The sequence below is a fragment of the Micromonospora sp. CA-248260 genome, assembly GCF_050942205.1.
GTDB lineage: Bacteria > Actinomycetota > Actinomycetes > Mycobacteriales > Micromonosporaceae > Micromonospora > Micromonospora antibiotica.
The window spans coordinates 7,203,255-7,220,157 of the sequence record NZ_CP192021.1; the positions used below are offsets into that span (position 1 = coordinate 7,203,255).

Here is a 16,903-nt window from a genome sequence, read left to right on the forward strand (position 1 = left end):
TGCGACGCTGCACGGCATGACGTTCGTCCGGCAGCACACCGCGTTGGCGCAGGTCTACGACGGGATCACCCGGGTGGTCACCGACCTCGACGACGCGGCGCTGCAACGATCCACCCGGTGTCGCGGCTGGGTCGTCGCCGACCTGCTCTTCCACCTGCTCGGCGACGCCCGACGCGCCCTGGTCACCCTGGCCAGCCCCGCCGACGGGCCGGCCGACACCGACGACGTCAGCTACTGGCGGTCCTTCCCGGCAGGTGACGACCCCGACGCCGCAGCCCGGCACGCGTGGTGGGTCCGCCGCTCGGCCGCCGCCTTCGACCGGCCCACCGGCGTGGTCCGGATCTGGGCGGACACCGCACCGGCTGTCGTCCGCGCGGCGGGTGCCGCCGACCCGCAGGGGCACGTCACCACCCAGGGGCACGTGCTGCGGGTGCCCGACTTCCTGGCCACGCTGACCACCGAGGCCGTCGTACACCACCTCGATCTGGTGCACCACCTGCCCGAGGGGCCGCCGCCCGGTCCGCTGGCCGTCGAGGTCGCGGTCACCACCATGGACGGCCTGCTCAGCGACGACGCCGTCCGGCCCGCCGACTGGGACGACCTGACCTACCTGGGCAAGGCCACCGGTCGGGAGCCGTTGACCGACCGGGACCGGGTGGCGCTGGGCGAGGCAGCCGGCTGGTTCCCGCTGCTCGGCTGAGTCACCGGCCACAGCGTCGGATCAGACGATCGCCATGTCGACGAAGCGGGACAGGTGCAGCTGGGCCGCCACCGTGATCGAATCGGTGGGCCCATTCCGATGCTTGGCAACAATGAAATCCGCCTCCCCGGCGCGCGGCGACTCCTTGTCGTAATAGTCGTCGCGGTGCAACAGGATGACGACATCGGCGTCCTGCTCGATCGAGTTGTGGGTGGCGATCCCGTTGGCGACGAAATTGTGGGTGCCGAGTACCGTCGCGTCGAAAACGTCCTGCTCGCCGAGCGACTCGATCGAGGTGATCTCGTCCCAGAAGATGTCGTTGGTGGCATGCAGTTCAAGGTCGGCGGCGTCGAGTACCGAGGCGATCTTCGCCAGTCGGGATCGGCTCGGTGCGCGCTTCCACAGGGCGCTGCCGCAGAATTGTGTACCTATCGCCCGGGCGAACTCGCGGTGGCTGATGCCCCGCTCTACCAGGACGTCCCGAACCTGGCTCCACACCTCGGTCGGCACCGTGTCGACGTTGGTGTTGCTCACGACCGTCTCCAACACGGTGAGCAGCGCTTCGCATGCAGCCGCGCGCTCGCCGTGCACCCCGATCTCCCGTAGGAACCGCAGTTGGTCGTCCCGGCCCGAGATGTCGAGGGTGTACTGGGGACGGTGGTCAGCTACCGGAACGACTCTGAGGCGTGCGGTGATGCCGTACCGCAGGAGGAGACGGGAAATGTCCTCGAGCATTCTGCGACTGGTGGAGGAGAAGTAGACGCGTCCACCCCTACCCGACTTGTTGACATGGACCGAGCCGTCGGTTGCCCACAGGTGGCGCAGGAAGAGCGTGACCTGTTCCTTGGGCATACTGAAGATCGCCTGCGGAATGAACTTCTCGTGCGAACGCAGCCCGAAGAGCCCCAGCCCGTCGAGCCATTCTGCGATCGGATTACGCCGTCCACGGGCCAGTCGGTACGGTGCAGGCAGCCGGAGCGTCGTGCCCCGGGCGGCCTCGTACTCGTCCCGTACGGCGCTGATTCCGAAGTGCTTCGCGGCCTGGGCCACTGCCACCAGGTTTTCCTCGTCCCGGCTGGCGTACCGGATCGGCTGGCGTCTGACGAACGAACCGTCACCAAGCAGGTGCGCGAGCAGCACCACCTCCGCCTCCACCCACGGCCGGACCGCCAGCGGCGGGGGCAGGTGTCTCGGCGTGGCCAGCCGCGCCCCGACAGCCAGCTCACCCAGCGGCACCCACCCGGCGAAAGTGAGGAAAGGGTGGTTCGCCGTCGCGTCGATCTGCTTTCCCGACGCGAGAGTCAGCCGGAACACCTCGCGCCGACCGCTGGGGAAGACATGGGTCATGGTCCGGGGCGAGTACCGCAGGTTCTCGTCAAGCGCCCAGACCGGGATTTCCCTCGTCCCGGCCTTCAGCAGCTCGCCCATGGTGACTTCCGCATTGGTGTCGGCCCGGATAAGTCGGGTCTCCGCCGTCAGACAGCCGGATTCCCGCAGATCGGACAGCTGCGGTCGTTTGTCGGTGCGTTGCTCGGGACCACGGTTGAGCTGACTGACCGCGATCACCGGGCACTCGACCTCCTTGGCCAGCAGCTTGAGGCCACGGGACAGGTCCGCGACCTCCTGCTGACGGCTCTCGGTGCGCTTCGGTGAGGTCATCAGCTGGAGATAGTCGACGACGATCATCTTGAGGTCGTGCTTCTGCTTGAGCCGCCGCGCCTTCGCCCGGATCTCCATCAGGTTCATGCTCGGCGTGTCGTCCACGAACAGCGGCGCCTCGCTGATCTCACCCATGCAGCGGGCCAGCTTGGTCCAGTCGTCGTCGGAGAGCTGCCCGCTGCGCAGCACGTGCAGCGGGACCCGCGCCTCGGCCGAGAGCAGCCGCATGACGATCTCGACCTTGCTCATTTCCAGCGAGAAGATGGCGGCGGCCTGGTTGGCCCGGATCGCCGCGTTGCGGGCGAAGTCCATGCTGGCCGTGCTGTTGTGGGTGGGGATCATCGACCGGCCGGCCAGGTAGAGGTGGTCCGGGTTGTCGACGGTCACGCACCGCACCGGCACGCTGGCCACCGGCCGCACGTCCACCACGTACCGGACACCCGGGTCGGTGCGTGGGCGGACGGCCTCGGCGGACGCCCTGGGCTCGCGGCGGAAGACGGCGTCCTGGGTGGCGAAGGCGACCGTGTACGTCGTCCCGGTCCGACCGGGTGCCGGCCGCTCGGTGACCGTGCAGCGGTACCCGAGACCCACCACGAGTTCCCGTACGTCACCGGTCAGCCGACGCGAGGTCGAGGTGTACCGGAGGTCGCCGGTCGGGGTGAGGGTGCCGGCGGTGTCCATCAACCCGGCGAGCAGCGCCCGACGTTGCGCCTCGGAGCCGCGCAGGTAGTCCCGGGGGATGTGCTTGTCCGCGAGGACGCCGATCTCCCGCAGCGTCGCCAGGAAGGACCCGGCGAGATGACCCGGGTCGGCCCGGCCGTCGCCGAGCCAGCCACCCAGGCCGTACGGGGGGATGGGCACCGCCCGCTCGGGCAGTTGCAGGGGGGCGCAGGTGGCGACGGCGTGGCGGGGGCTTCCCTCCGGGCCGGTACGCAGCGTCGCCGCGATCTGCGCCGTGGTGAGTACGCCGTCGCCGGCCTCGGCGGGGCCCTGAGCTGAGTCTGCCGGTATGCCGCCCGCCGGCGCGAGGGCCCACCTCCGGGTGCTGGTCTGCCACAGGTGCTCGGCGTCGGCGACGATCACGCTGCCGTCGGAGAACTCGACCTCGTAGCAGGGACGCCCGCGCATCACGGCGAACGCGGCGGTGACCGTGGTCGGCGTACCGTCGGCGGCGAGCAACCGGTCGCCGACCTCGACCTCACCCATCGTGGTCCAGCCGTCGGGGGTGGGCAGCGGCGTGTCCAGGGCGAGCGCCTTGCCGAGACCGGGCCGGCCGGCCACGATGATGAGCTGCCCCGGGTGCAGGCCGTTGAGCAGCCGGTCCAGGTCGGTGAAGCCGGTCGGCACCCCGGTCATCACGCCGCCCTGCGCGCCGACCGCCTCGATCTCGTCGAGGGTGGGCTGGAGCATGTCGGCGAGGATCGCGAAGTCCTCGCTGACCCGCCGTTCGGTGATCTCGTAGACCGCCTGCTGGGCCAGGTCGACGACGTCGTCGACGTCGCGGCTGCCCCCGGCGGCGGTGCCGTAGCCGAGCTGCACGATCCGGGTGCCCGCCTCGACCAGCCGGCGCAGCACCGCGCGTTCGCCGACGATCCGGGCGTAGTAGGAGGCGTTCGCCGCCGTCGGGACGGCCGCCATGCAGGTGTGCAGGTAGGGGGCGCCGCCGACCCGGGCGAGGTCCCCCGAGTCGGCGAGGGCCGCCGCGACGGTGATGCCGTCGGCCGGCTCACCGCGCCCGTAGATGTCGAGGATCGCGTCGAAGATGGTGGCGTGGACGGGCCGGTAGAAGTCGGTCGACTTGAGGATCTCGACGACGTCGGCGATCGCGTCCTTGGAGAGCAGCATGCCGCCGAGGACGCACTGCTCGGCGGCCACGTCCTGGGGTGGGGTCTTGTCGAACTGGCCGTCGCGGGGCGGCGGGGCGGACGACTGCCCCGCTGCCCGGGGCTCCGCCCGCATGTCGTCGGTGACCGACACGGTTCCCCCTCCACAGCGTCGAGCTGGCCCCAGCGGTACGCCGGTGGTGTGCCACCTGCCGGTCGGGTCGATCGGGGGGCCATCGCGCGACCGGTCGGTGCCCCACGATACGGACCCCGAGGTCAGACCCTCAACCGGCGCGGTGGATGAGCCTCGGGACAACCTGTGGACGCGAGTGGACAATCATGTGCGCAGCGTGTGCACAGCCTGTGGAAAACTGTGGAGGAAATCCGAGCTCCACGGCTCTGACCTGGTGTTTCTTTGTCCCCACCCTGTGGACGAATAATTTCTGGTAAGGCTCTTGGGTCGGTCTTCCCGTACTATCTCTGCGAAACGGCTACACCTGGACAGCGGATTGCACTTTCGGTTGAGAAGGGTCACGCTCCGGCCGTGAGTTACCGGGACTGGGAGCGCGGGGAGGGCAACCCGCGCGAGCGTCAGCCGATCGCCCCGTGGGACGACCTCGGCGACCCGGTCCTGTCAGCTTCACACTCCTCGACGGACCGCTACCGCACGCCGAGCCGCCGCCGGGCGGTCGAGCGTGGCCAGGAGGAGCCCGTCGACGCCTACCTGCCCCGGTGGGCGGTCGAGTCGGGGATCGCCCACGCCGACGGCCGTGGCCGGCACGCCGCCCCGGACGACGAGGACGACGACGCCCCTCCGGTCTCCGGGGTGGGTCGTCGTGCCGCCAGACGGCGGCGGGAGAGCGAACGGCGGGAAACCCGCGCCATCGCCGCGGCCCCCGAGTCCGACCACACCCGGGAGTGGACTTTCGACCGCCCGCAGGATCAGGGGTACGTCGGCAGCCGGCGGGCGGACACCGATGAGGGTGCGCCGGTCTCCGGGGCCGCCCCGACGGCCCGCCCGCGGCGGTCGCCGTCCCGCCGGCCCGAGGTGATCTGGTCCGGCGGTGACGACTCCGACCTGCCGGTGGAGGCCGTACCTGAGCAACCGCCCCGGCGACGGCGGCGCAACACCGACGATTCGTGGGCCCGGCCGTTGACCGACCCGGGAAGCCGTCCGGCGAGCGACCCGTGGAGCCGTTCCGCCGAGCCGGAGCCGGAGTACCGGCCTGCGGTGGACCCGTGGGACGCGTCCGGCGTGCACAGCTGGCAGAGTCCGGTGGTCGACGACCGCTGGGAGCGTCCCGGCGGGGCGTCGCGGTGGGAGCAGAGCGACGACACCGGCCAGTGGGACCGGTTCACCGACACCGCGCAGTGGGACCGGACGGACATCGGCCGGTGGGGTTCGGTGACCGCGGATCGTGACGAGGTCGACCGCCGGGACACGGGCGGGATCGGCCGCCGGGACACGGGCGGGATCGGCCGCCGGGACACGGGCGGGATCGGCCGCCGGGACACCGGCGGTGACGACCGCTGGGGCCGGGACGACGCCGACCGGTGGGACGCCGACGGTGTCGGCCGCCGGGCCCGGGACGACGTCGACCGGTGGGAACGGTCGGTGCCACCCCGGTCCTCGCAGCCGGTGACGGGTGGCGAGGGCTGGCCGTGGGGTGAGCAGCCGGAGGGGTTCTGGTCGGGCACCCGGCTGGCCGGCGACGATCCCCGGTGGATGGACCCACCGACCTCGGCACCCCGCTCTCCGGTGGTGGGTTACACGGCACCGAGGCCCCGGCCGGTGCCCCGGCGTCGGGCCGAGCCGGCGTCGGGCCGGTCGGTGGCGACGGCCGCACTGCGGGACCGGATCGGATCGGTGGGTGCCGGTTCGTGGAACCGCCGCCTGGAGGACGACCTGCTCGACCCGGACCCGGGTGGCCCGCTGCGCCCGCTGGTCTACACCGCCGCCTGCTACCTGGTGCCGGCGGTGCTGGTGTTTCTGTGGCTGTTGACCCTGGATGGTCAGCCGCCGGCCGGCTGTGTCACGGACATCAGCGGCGGCGGGTGTGAACCGCCCCGGGCGCACGCCTTCGGTTCCCTGGTCGCGGGGGCACCCCGGTTCGGGCTGTCGCTGCTGAGCAGTCTGGTGGTGGCGGTCCTGCTGCGCCGGGTGGGGACGACCTGGCGGCCGGCGACGGTGGCGTTGGCGGCGGCGGTGGTGGGTGGTGGCCTGTCCACCGTGTTGATCAGCGCGATCACCGGTCAGCCGATCGGCTGACCTGCGCGGCGCTCCCGGCGTCGGTGGCGCCGCGCGGTGCCACCGAGCCTGGCTCCGGGTGTTGTGCGGTCGACGGTCCCAGGGGTGAAGGGACGCCGCCGCAGAGCCCCGGGCCGTCGGTGGACATGACTTGGCCCGCACCGGGTGCCGGTGCGGGCCATGTCGGGTGATGCTGTGCGGTGAGGTCAGCCCTGGACGACGTTGAGGTCGAACTTGGCGGACACCTCGGGGTGCAGCTTGACCCGCACCGGGTAGGCGCCGGTCGACTTGATGTGACCGGGCATCTCCAGCCGACGACGGTCGAGGACCGGGCCGCCGGCCGCCTTGACGGCGTCGACGACCTCGGCCGGGGTGACCGAGCCGAAGAGCCGGCCACCGTCGCCGGCGCGGACCTTCAGGTTGACCTTCAGGCCCTCAAGCTGGTCCTTGACCTCGGTGGCGTGGCCCAGGTCGCGGATCTCCCGGGCCGAGCGGGCCCGCTTGATGACCGTGACCTGCTTCTCCGCACCCTTGGTCCAGCTGATCGCGAAGCCCTGCGGCAGCAGGTAGTTACGGCCGTAGCCGTTCTTGACCTCGACGATGTCGCCGGGGGCACCGAGACCGGAAACTTCCTGGGTCAGGATGATCTTCATGTCGGTGCCTCCTCTCAGCGGGCCGTGGCGGTGTACGGCAGGAGCGCCATCTCACGGGCGTTCTTGACCGCACGGGCGATCTGCCGCTGCTGCTGGGAGGTGACCCCGGTCACCCGCCGAGCGCGGATCTTGCCGCGGTCGGAGATGAACTTACGCAGCAGCGCGGTGTCCTTGTAATCGATATAGGTGATCCCGTCCTTGTCGAGCGGGTTCACCTTCTTCTTCGGCTTGCGAAGTGCCGCAGCCTTGGCCATTGCACGTGCTCCTGGTTTACGATCGCGGGCGCTCGGCGCCATTAGAACGGTGGCTCCTCATCAAAATTGGCGCCCGAACCACCGCGCGAGGAGGGAGCCGGAGCAGCAGAGGCCCAGGGGTCGTCGAAGTTGCCTCCGCCGCCGCCCTGATTGCCACCGCCACCGGAACCGAAGCCACCGCCGCCACCACCGGAACGCGACATCTTCTGCACCTTCGCCGTGGCGTAGCGCAGCGACGGGCCGATCTCGTCGACCTCAAGCTCGATGACGGTGCGCTTCTCACCCTCGCGGGTCTCGTACGACCGCTGACGCAGCCGACCCGAGACGATCACGCGGGCGCCCCGCTGGAGCGACTCGGCGACGTGTTCCGCCGCCTGCCGCCACACGGTGCAGGCCAGGAAGAGCGGCTCGCCGTCCTTCCATTCGTTGGTGGTCTTGTCCATGAACCGGGGCGTCGAAGCGACCCGGAACTTGGCGACCGCCGCACCCGACGGGGTGAACCGCAACTCGGGGTCATCGGTCAGATTGCCGATGACCGTGATGGTGGTGTCTCCTGCCATGACCAACTCCTCGCGCACTCATCGTTGCGTCGTACAGACTCGCAGAGCCGTACGACATCACCGACGAGGCTGATCCGGGCGAACCGGGGTTGAATGCTTAGCGCATCTCCGGCCGGATGACCTTGGTGCGCAGCACGGACTCGTTGAGCCGCAGCTGGCGGTCGAGTTCGGCCACCGCCTCCGGCGTCGCCTGAAGGTCGATGACGGCGTAGATGCCCTCGGCCTTCTTGTTGATCTCGTACGCGAGGCGCCGGCGGCCCCACACGTCGGTCTTCTCGACCGAGCCACCCGCGGTCCGGATCACGTTCAGGTACGTGTCGAGCGAGGGTGCGACGGTGCGTTCCTCGAGGCTGGAGTCGAGGATCACCATTACTTCGTAATGACGCAAGACGTGCTCACCTCCTGTGGGCTAGGCGGCCACGGTCCTTCCGTGGCAGGAGGTCGTGCGTCGTGCCCGTCCCGGAGCGGGGGAACCCGACCGGACGCGGACAACCGGACCAGAATACCCGGCCCCGACGATCATGCCCGGGCAGGTCGACCCGACGGGGTGACCCGGCCGGGCAGGAAGGGCGACAGGGGCCCACCGCGACACCCGAAGGCCGGCGGTGGACCCCTGTCCACGGGGCCGCGGGGCGTCCCGTCCGCATTCCTTGGGTGGGACCTGGGGAGGAACGACCACACCGATGAGGTTGGATCGAGGACACCCCGCGGAGCTTCATCCTGTTGTTATCTGACGGTACAACGGCAATCGTCACGTGATAGCCGAATTGCAGCTATTCGTCCCACTGCCCTATCTCGGTCAACGATCGCCGCGGTCACCGGGTGACGCCACGCACCCTGCGGCGCGGCGGATCGGGGCGGCGGGACGGCGCGACTTGCCCGCGACCGTCGCCAGCCGGCGTCGGGAACGGGACGTAGGCTCGCCTGCATGCGTATCGGAGCCCACGTCGACCAGGCCGACCCGCTGGCGGAGGCGGCCACCCGTACCGCCGAGGCGGTGCAGTTCTTCCTCTCCGACCCGCAGGGCTGGAAGGCCCCGAAACCCCGGGAGGACGCCGACCGGCTGCGCGCCGCCGACGTGGACCTCTGGGTGCACGCCCCGTACGTCATCAACGTGGCCACCCTCAACAACCGCATCCGCATCCCCAGCCGCAAGCTCCTGCTGGCCCACGCCACTGCGGCGGCGCAGCTCGACGCCCGGGGGCTGATCGTGCACGGCGGCCACGTCAACGCCGGTGACGACCTCGCCGTCGGCTTCGACAACTGGCGCAAGACCTTCGCGTACGCGGCCGACTCCGGTGGCTTCCCCGTGCCGGTCCTGATCGAGAACACCGCCGGCGGCGACAACGCCTGCGCCAGGCGGCTCGACGCGCTGGCCCGGCTCTGGGACGCCCTCGGTGACTACGAGGTGGGCTTCTGCCTCGACACCTGCCACGCGTACGCCGGTGGCGAGGAACTGCTCGACCTGGTCGACCGGGTGAAGGCGATCACCGGCCGGATCGACCTGGTGCACGCGAACAACTCCAAGGGCGGGTTCAACTCCGGGCAGGACCGGCACGACAACCTTGACGGCGGCACCATCGACCCGGAGCTGCTGGTGGCGGTGATCCGGGCGGCGGACGCCCCGGTCATCGTGGAGACCCCCGGCGGGGCGACCGGTCAGGGTGCCGACATCGCCTTCCTCCGTGGGCAGCTCGGCACGGGGGCCTGAACGCCGATGACCACCAACGCGACGGGCGGCAGCCCACCTCCACGGCAGACCGGCGGCACGGACCCCACCCCCGGGTCACCGCAGGACCGGCCGGCACCCGACGCGCGGGACAGCTCGGAGCCGGGCAGGAACGTCCCGCCCCCGGCCCCGGCCACCGAACCCGACCCGCAGCCAGCCGGGTCGGGCGGTGAGCCGGGCGGGTCGGGTGCAGAGCCGGCCGGGTCGGACGGCAAGCCGGCTGGGGCGGGCGGTGAGCCGGCTGGGGCGGGCGGTGAGCCGGGCGGACCCGACTTGCAGGCCGACGGAGCCGGCGTGGAGCCCGCCGAGGGCGGCCCGGTAACCGACGAGAGCCGGGCCGAGGGTGGGAAGGCCGGCGGCGGGAAGGCCGGGGCCGACCCCGGGCCGACCGGGGCGAAGGCCCAGCCGGCCGGGACGACCACGGAGAAGGCCGCAGCGCCGACCACGGTGGCGACCGACCGGGCTGGCACGCCGACCGCAGTGGCAGCCGACCAGGGCACGACGACCGCGGTGGCAGGCGACCAGGCCGGCACGACGATCGACCCGGCTGCGAAGCCCAGGACCTGGAAAGACCGGCTCAGGAGAAGCAGGGCCGGGAAAGACAAGGCCGGGACAGACGAGGCCGGGAAAGACAAGGCCGGGAAGGACGAGGCCGGGAAGAGCCGGGGTGACGGGCCGGCCGGGGGCGAAGCGGAGCAGCAGGAGCCGGCGGCCGAGGCCGATCCGTGGACCTCGTTCGCGCCCGCGCCCGAACCGGTGCCCGGCCGCCCCGTCCGGGCGGCCCACGCCACCGGCCGGTTCCTGGTGCACGAGTGGACGCTCGCCGTCCTCGGCTCGCTCACGCTGGCCGTGGGGATGACCTGGCCGACCCTGCGCTACCCGCTCTACACGCTCCCCCAGGACTACTGGGACCCGAGCCTCCAGGCCTGGCAGATGGCCTGGTCCGGGCATGCCCTGCGGACCGACCCGGGGCAGCTGTTCCAGTCCAACACGTTCTTCCCGGAGCCGTGGAGCTTCGCCTTCTCCGACATGCTGCTCGGGTACGCCCCGGTCGGTCTGCTCGGCACCGGCCCGGACGCCGCCGTGCTCCGCTACAACATCATGTTCGTGCTGGCGCACGCGATGGCCACCTTCGGGGCGTACGTGCTGGCCCGGCAGTTGGGCGCGGGACGGATCGGGTCGGCCGTCGCCGGGGTCAGCTACACGTACGCGCCGTGGCTGCTCGCCCAGGCCGGTCACCTGCACATCGTCTCCAACGGCGGTATCCCGTTGGCGCTGGCCATGCTGGCCCGGGGGCACGGCTGGTCGCTGCGGCACGGCTACCGCCCCGAACGCCGCCGGGTCGGCTGGGCGTACGCCGGGTGGGCGGTCGCGGCCTGGCAGCTCAGCCTGGGCTTCGGCATCGGCCTGGTCTTCGCGTACGTCCTCGCGGTCATCCTGCTGGTCTCGGCGGTGGTGTGGTTCTGGCGGCGGCGGCAGGGGCGGCGGCCCTTCGGGCGGCGGCTGTTCGTGGCCGACCTGGTCGGCGGGCTCCTCTTCGCCGCCGTCGGCGCGCTGCTGGCGGTGCCGTACTTCAAGGTCGCCGAGCTGCACCCCAACGCGGAACGGACGATCGGCGACATCGGTGTCTACTCACCACCGGCGAGCGGCTTCTTCACCGCGCCCGGCGAGTCGTGGATCTGGGGTGGGTTGCACGAGGGGGCGCGGGCGGCGCTGCCCTGGCATCCGGAGATGACCCTGCTGCCGGGCTTCGTGCTGTACGCGCTGGCGGCCGGCGGGCTGTTCTTCTCGGTGTGGCGGCTGCGGCACCGGCTGTTCATGCTGGCCGGGGTGCTGGTCACCATGGTGCTGGCGATGGGCACCCGGTTCTTCGACGGCACCTTCACCTATGCGCCGCTCTTCGACCACCTGCCGGGCTTCAACGGTCTGCGTACGCCCGGTCGGATGATGCTCTGGACGACGCTGCTGCTCGGCCTGCTGGCCGCCGGTGCGGTGAGCGCCTTCGCCCAGCGGGTCCGCGAGCTGAGCACCGAGCGGGTGCCCTCCCGGCCGTCACCGTGGCTGCGCGTGGCCACCCTGCTGCCGCTGCTGCTGGTGGTCGTGGAGGGGTTGAACACCACACCGCACCCGGTGGTGCCGGAGCAGCCGGCGGCGATGCGCACGGTGGACGGTCCGCTGCTGGTGCTGCCCAGCAGCCAGAACCAGGACCAGCCGGTGATGCTCTGGTCGACCAGCCGCTTCCAGCAGGTGGTCAACGGCGGCAGCGGCTTCACCCCGAAGCAGCTCGACGACGTCCGTCGGGTGACGGCGGCCTTCCCCGACCAGACCAGCGTCGACTACCTGCGCACCCTCGGCGTACGCAACGTGGTGGTGCTGCGGGACCAGATCGTCGGTACGCCGTGGGAGGTGACCGTGGACGCGCCGGTCGAGCAGTTGGGCATCACCCGCCAACAGGTCGGCAATGCCGTGGTGTTCCGTCTCTGAGGTCGGGTTGCGGTGGGGGTCTGCGGGGGAGCCCAGCGGGCTCCGGGCGGTCAGGCTTGATCCCTGCGCCGGCTGGGCTCCCCCGCAAACCTGACGGGCGCACGGCCGTCTTGGACTTGCGCGTCTGGGTGGGGGTTGGGGTTGCGTGGTGTCAGGCGGGGGCTGGTTCGGGTTCGGGGGCGGGGGTTTTGCGACGGAGTTTGGTCAGCCAGGGGGCGTCGGGGGCGCCGTCGAGCACGCCGCCGTCCGGGTCGTCGGAGTAGGTCTGGCGGACCGCGTCGCGCTCCGGGTGCAGGATGTCCTTGACGATCAGGACGCAGAGCACCACCACCGTGCCGAGCCGCAGCGACGAGGCCAGCACGAAGACCCCCTCGGGGAAGACCGGGCGGCTGGTGGCCGAGCCGAGCAGCTCGCCGTAGAAGGCGACGAAGTAGCACACCTCGGCGAACTGCCAGGCGAGGAAGGCACCCCAGCGGGGCCGGGCGAGCACCGCCAGCGGCAGCAGCCAGAGCACGAACTGCTGCGACCAGACCTTGCTGAAGATCAGGAAGGCGGCCACCACCAGGAACGCGAGCTGGGCGAGCCGGGGGCGGCGGGGTGCCCGCAGGGTCAGTACGGCCACGCCGATGCAGGCCAGCCCGAACAGGGCGTACGACAGGTTGTTGAGGGTCGGGATGTTGCCGTTCAGCCACTGGAACGGGCCCTGGTCGCCGGGGGTGCCCGTGTTCACCTTGCCGTCGAGGTACCGCCCGATGTACCAGAGCGTGCCCCAGTCGATGGGCCGGGTGGTGTTCAGGTCGAAGAACCGCCCCCAGTTGTCCGGGTAGCGGATCGCCGTCGGCAGGTTCACCGCGACCAGCGCGACCAGGCCGGTGGCGACGGCGGTGAACGCGGCCCGCAACCGATTCGCGCGCAGGCCGAGGATCAGGATCGGGCCGAGCAGGAACAGCGGCCACATCTTCGCCGCACCGCCCAGGCCGAGCAGGATGCCGGCCAGTACGGGTTGTCGTTTCGCCCAGGCGGCCAGCCCGAGGGCGGCCAACCCGATGGCGAGGAAGTCCCAGTTGACGGTGGCGGTGAGGAACAGCGCCGGGGCCAGCGCGAAGAGTGCCGCGTCCCAGGGTCGTCGGCGGCGCAGGGCGAGGATCACCGCGGCGGTGGCGACGGCGAGCGCGCTGAGGGCCAACGCGTTGGCGTTGTAGAACCACCGGCCCTGGTTGATCGTCGGATCGTCGACGCCGACGGCGTGCACCGGCAGGCCGAGGGCGCCCATCATGTAGCCGGTGAGCACCGGGTATTCCACCGGGTGGTCCCGGTAGGGGACCTTGCCCTCGTGCAGGCCCTCGGCGTAATAGAGGGCCAGCACGTCGGTGTAGCACATCCGGGTGTACTGGATGTTGTTCTGCCATGCACCGTTCTGGCAGGGCGCCTTCTGCACCCAGTGCAGGGCCAGGGTCAGGCAGGCCAGGGCCAGCACGATCCGGGCCGCCGTCCAGAACCGGCTCTCCCGGCCGGCGGGCCGGTCGACGGCGACGGCATGGTCGCCGAGCGGCCCGCCGATCGCCTGCGAAACGCCTCGGACGAAGCCGTCCGATCGGGACGGGTGGTCGCTGCTCCCGGCGTCGTCGATGCCGGCCGTCGGCTGGGTGCTCATGAGAATGCATCCTGCCCTATGAATGGCTCCCGGACGAGCAGCATGTTCCGCCGGCGGCCCGCTTCACCCCGCGCGGACCGCCCCGGTGGGGGCCTGCCGAAAGACGCCGCTGCCGGCGATCCGCAGGTCTGCGGGTCGCCGGCAGCGGCATAGACGCTCGTCGGTGTACTGGTCAGCTCAGTCGCGGGTACGCGGGGTCGGCAGCAGTCCGCCGCCGTTCCCGCCGTTCTGGCCGGGGAGGTTCTGGTTGGGTGGGATCGGCGGACCGCCGCCCTGGTTCCCTCCCTGATTACCACCCTGGTTGCCGCCCTGGTTCCCACCTTGGTTGCCGCCCTGGTTGTTGCCGCCCTGGTTCCCGCCACCGAGAAGGCACTGCAGGTCGGTCGGGGCGCAGTTCTGGCCGTTCGGGTTCGGCGGTGGCGGCGGGGGCGGCGGCGGGGTGCCGTTGCCGGACTCCGGGTCGCCGACCTTCGCTGCCGGCGGGAAGTCCAGCTTCTCCTCGCCCTTGAGCGCGCCGTTCATGACCCGTTCCCAAATCTCGCCGGGCATGGAGGAACCGGTCATGTTGGCACCATTGTTCAGCTTGATCGCTTCCCGCTTGCCCTTGTTGCCCACCCAGACGGCGGTGGCGAGCTGTGGGGTGTACCCGACGGTCCAGGCGTCACCGTTCTGGTCGGTGCCCTCCTTGAGCTCCCAGGTGCCGGTCTTGGCGGTCGCCTTCCGGCCGTCGGCCAGGGTGTGGCTGATCCGGCCCGGGTAGGCCTCCAGCACGTCGGTCACGTCGGCGACCACGTCCGGGTTGATCCGCTTCTGCGGCTTGAGCTGCTCGCCGCCGAGCTTCTCCCACTTGCCGGTCTCCTTGTTCTGCTTCTCGGCGGAGATCAGGAAGTGGGCCTTGTTGTAGATGCCCTTGTTGGCGAAGGTGGCGAGGCCGTTGGCGTGGTCGAGCACGGTGATCGGGTACTGGCCGTAGGCGACCACGTGGTAGAAGGGGTCGGGGGCGAGGTCGCTGGACTTCTCCTTGGTCAGGTCGTGCCCCTTGGGCGGGCTCACGTTGGTCTGCCACATCATGCTGACGCCGGCCTTGGCCGCCATGTCGACGATCTTGTCGGGCCCGATGTCCAGGCTGACGTGGTAGAACGGCACGTTCAACGACTTCAACGTCGACTCCCGCAACGTGCAGGAGTCACCACAGGACGGGTTGTCGGTGCCGGCGTTGCTGACCCGGAACTTGTCACCCTCCGGGGTGAAGGCCCGGCCCTTCCAGCGCGACTCGACGGACTTGCCGGCCTCCAGCGCCGCCGCCAGCGTGTAGATCTTGAAGCTGGAGCCGGGCGAGTGCCCACCGGTGACGTTGCCGTTGGTGTCGGTGTTGGTGCCGGCGTAGTCGGTACCGGTGCCGTCGTCCCCGCCGTAGTAGCCGAGCACCCGGCCGTTGCGCGGGTCGATGGAGACCACGGCGGCCATCAGGTTCTTGCGGGAGCCATCCAGCTCCGAGCCCTTGGTGCCGCGCTGGGCGGCGCTGGTGACGGCCTTCTGCACCTTGTTGTCGATGGTGGTCCGGATCCGGTAACCACCCTCGCGGAGCATCGCCGAGCAGCGCGGCTTGCGCTCGGTCACCTCGGCGTCGTTGTCGGTGCAGAGCTTCTTCTCCCGCATCTCCGCCGAGACGTAGTTGATGACGTTGCCGATCGGGGTGTTGACGCCGAACTTGACGCCCGACCGGGACTCCTTGGGGGTCTGCAGCGTCTTCGTCGGGTACTCCGTCGGATGCGCCGGCCGGCCGGGGGCATCGACCCAGCGCATCTCGATCATGTTCTTGATGACGTAGTCCCAGCGGTCCTTGGCCTCGGCGGGGTTGAGCGCCGGGTCGAAACCCTTGTGGGTGGCGCTCGGTTCCGGCTGCTTGATCAGGGCGGCGAGCACGGCGGCCTCGGCCACGTCGATCTTCGAGACCGACTTGCCGAAGTAGGTCTGCGCCGCCGCCTCGATGCCGTACGCGTTGCGGCCGAAGTAGATGGTGTTGAGGTAGTGCTCCATGATCTGTTCCTTGGTGAACTGATCGTTGAGCTTGGAGGCGACGATCGCCTCCTTCACCTTTCGCGCGTACGAGTCGTCCTGGAGGTTCTCGTAGGCGTTGCGGGCGTACTGCTGGGTGATCGTCGAGGCGCCCTGCTTGTCGCCGTTGGAGAGGTTGTTCCAGGCGGCGCGGGCGATGCCCTTGTAGTCGACACCGGCGTGCTCGTAGAAGTTCTTGTCCTCCGCCGCCGCCACCGCGTCGCGCATGTGCTGCGGGATCTGGTTGATCGAGACGAAGGTGCGGTTCTGCTCGCCCACCTTGGCGATGACCGTCTTGTTGTCGCTGGCGTAGATGGTCGTGGCGAGCGGCAGCTTGATCTGGTTGGGCAGCACCACGGTGGTGGAGTAGTAGGTGAAGCCGACCACGCCGAGGCCGGCGAGCATGATGAAGACCGCGAAGCCGGCGATCAGCAGGTTGATCCGCTTGCGCCGCTTGGCCTTCGCCATCGCGTCCGGGTCACCCGGGCCGCGTCCACGCCCACCGCCGGCACCACCTCCGTAGCCGCGACCCGGCCCGTTCGGGCCGCCCGGCCCACCCGGCCCGCCGCCGCCGACCGGCGCGACGCCGGCCCGCGCCACCGAGGCGCGACCCGCGGAGCCGACCGAGGCCGCGCCGACGCTGGCCCGGCCGGCGGAAGCCGTCCCGACGCTGGCCCGCCCGGCCGGTCCGCCCGCCGGGAGACCGGCACCGAGGCCCGACCCCCGCCACCCCATCCCGGCGAGGCCGGGGAGACCGGCACGGAGGCCCGACCCGGCCCGGCCGGGGAGACCGGCACCGAGGCCCGGCCCGGGGTAGCCCGGCCGACCGGGGCCGCGCCACCTGTCGCGCGCGGCGGGGGCACCGCCGCCGAAGCCCGCCCGGTGGGCGCGGCACCGCCGACCGAGGCCCGGCCGGCCGGGGCGGCACCCCGGTCGTCACCGCCCCATCGGGGGTACGCGTCGTCCGCCCCCGGTCCGGGGCCGCCGTTCGAACCCGGTACCTGGGCCCGCGCGCGCGGGGAACTGGGATCGCCGTACGAGTTCATTCCTCACACCCTGCCGGTCGCGGTGGGACGCGGGG

The 16,903-nt window shown here is 71.1% G+C and carries 10 protein-coding genes and 1 pseudogene; 4 read left to right on the forward strand and 7 right to left on the reverse strand.

Going from position 1 to position 16,903, the window contains the following annotated elements; translation table 11 throughout:
• Window positions 1-16 precede the first annotated feature (16 nt).
• A complete protein-coding gene (locus tag ACQP2H_RS31430) occupies window positions 17-700 on the forward strand; it encodes a maleylpyruvate isomerase N-terminal domain-containing protein (protein WP_433230228.1) in 684 nt (227 codons plus the stop codon).
• A gap of 21 nt (window positions 701-721) precedes the next feature.
• Here ACQP2H_RS31430 and ACQP2H_RS31435 read toward each other — a convergent pair whose 3' ends face one another.
• A complete protein-coding gene (locus ACQP2H_RS31435) occupies window positions 722-4,318 on the reverse strand; it encodes a replicative DNA helicase (protein WP_433233758.1) in 3,597 nt (1,198 codons plus the stop codon).
• 408 nt (window positions 4,319-4,726) lie between these two features.
• Between ACQP2H_RS31435 and ACQP2H_RS31440 the strand changes: the two genes are divergently transcribed.
• Window positions 4,727-6,451: a hypothetical protein gene (locus ACQP2H_RS31440; protein WP_433230231.1), complete on the forward strand. Its 1,725-nt coding sequence runs from the start codon at window positions 4,727-4,729 to the stop codon at window positions 6,449-6,451.
• Window positions 6,452-6,636: 185 nt separating this feature from the next.
• Here the strand turns inward: ACQP2H_RS31440 and rplI are convergent, their stop codons facing one another.
• The 4 genes from rplI to rpsF form a co-directional block, all read right to left on the reverse strand.
• Window positions 6,637-7,083 (reverse strand): 50S ribosomal protein L9, encoded by a 447-nt coding sequence (gene rplI / locus ACQP2H_RS31445; protein ID WP_208565147.1) that lies wholly within the window; start codon window positions 7,081-7,083, stop codon window positions 6,637-6,639.
• A 14-nt stretch (window positions 7,084-7,097) separates the two neighbouring features.
• On the reverse strand, window positions 7,098-7,337 hold the full coding sequence (rpsR, locus tag ACQP2H_RS31450; RefSeq protein WP_007073789.1) for a 30S ribosomal protein S18: 240 nt from the start codon (window positions 7,335-7,337) through the stop codon (window positions 7,098-7,100).
• A gap of 41 nt (window positions 7,338-7,378) precedes the next feature.
• Window positions 7,379-7,915 carry a single-stranded DNA-binding protein gene (locus tag ACQP2H_RS31455; protein ID WP_208565148.1) on the reverse strand — a complete coding sequence of 179 codons (537 nt, stop codon included), beginning with the start codon at window positions 7,913-7,915 and terminating at the stop codon, window positions 7,379-7,381.
• 79 nt (window positions 7,916-7,994) lie between these two features.
• On the reverse strand, window positions 7,995-8,285 hold the full coding sequence (gene rpsF / locus ACQP2H_RS31460) for a 30S ribosomal protein S6 (protein WP_067301247.1): 291 nt from the start codon (window positions 8,283-8,285) through the stop codon (window positions 7,995-7,997).
• A 540-nt stretch (window positions 8,286-8,825) separates the two neighbouring features.
• On the opposite strand from rpsF, the gene ACQP2H_RS31465 reads away from it, so the two are divergent.
• Together ACQP2H_RS31465 and ACQP2H_RS31470 are read left to right on the forward strand one after the other, a co-directional pair.
• Window positions 8,826-9,608, forward strand: a complete 783-nt coding sequence (locus tag ACQP2H_RS31465; RefSeq protein ID WP_208565149.1) for a deoxyribonuclease IV — start codon at window positions 8,826-8,828, stop codon at window positions 9,606-9,608.
• Between the two features lie 312 nt (window positions 9,609-9,920).
• Entirely contained in the window at window positions 9,921-12,110 is a 2,190-nt protein-coding gene (locus ACQP2H_RS31470) for a hypothetical protein (RefSeq protein ID WP_433230237.1), read from the forward strand.
• Between the two features lie 151 nt (window positions 12,111-12,261).
• Here the strand turns inward: ACQP2H_RS31470 and ACQP2H_RS31475 are convergent, their stop codons facing one another.
• Together ACQP2H_RS31475 and ACQP2H_RS31480 are read right to left on the reverse strand one after the other, a co-directional pair.
• Window positions 12,262-13,764: a glycosyltransferase family 87 protein gene (locus ACQP2H_RS31475; protein WP_433230240.1), complete on the reverse strand. Its 1,503-nt coding sequence runs from the start codon at window positions 13,762-13,764 to the stop codon at window positions 12,262-12,264.
• 177 nt (window positions 13,765-13,941) lie between these two features.
• Window positions 13,942-16,868: pseudogene (locus tag ACQP2H_RS31480) on the reverse strand (transglycosylase domain-containing protein).
• Between the last annotated feature and the right edge of the window lie 35 nt (window positions 16,869-16,903).

Excerpts from the sequence above, each read along its gene's own strand:
- ACQP2H_RS31430 (WP_433230228.1), top strand. The coding sequence starts at position 17 with ATGACGTTCGTCCGGCAGCACACCGCGTTGGCGCAGGTCTACGACGGG.
- ACQP2H_RS31435 (WP_433233758.1), bottom strand. The coding sequence starts at position 4,318 with ATGCGGGCGGAGCCCCGGGCAGCGGGGCAGTCGTCCGCCCCGCCGCCC.
- rplI (WP_208565147.1), bottom strand. The coding sequence starts at position 7,083 with ATGAAGATCATCCTGACCCAGGAAGTTTCCGGTCTCGGTGCCCCCGGC.
- rpsR (WP_007073789.1), bottom strand. The coding sequence starts at position 7,337 with ATGGCCAAGGCTGCGGCACTTCGCAAGCCGAAGAAGAAGGTGAACCCG.
- ACQP2H_RS31465 (WP_208565149.1), top strand. The coding sequence starts at position 8,826 with ATGCGTATCGGAGCCCACGTCGACCAGGCCGACCCGCTGGCGGAGGCG.
- ACQP2H_RS31475 (WP_433230240.1), bottom strand. The coding sequence starts at position 13,764 with ATGAGCACCCAGCCGACGGCCGGCATCGACGACGCCGGGAGCAGCGAC.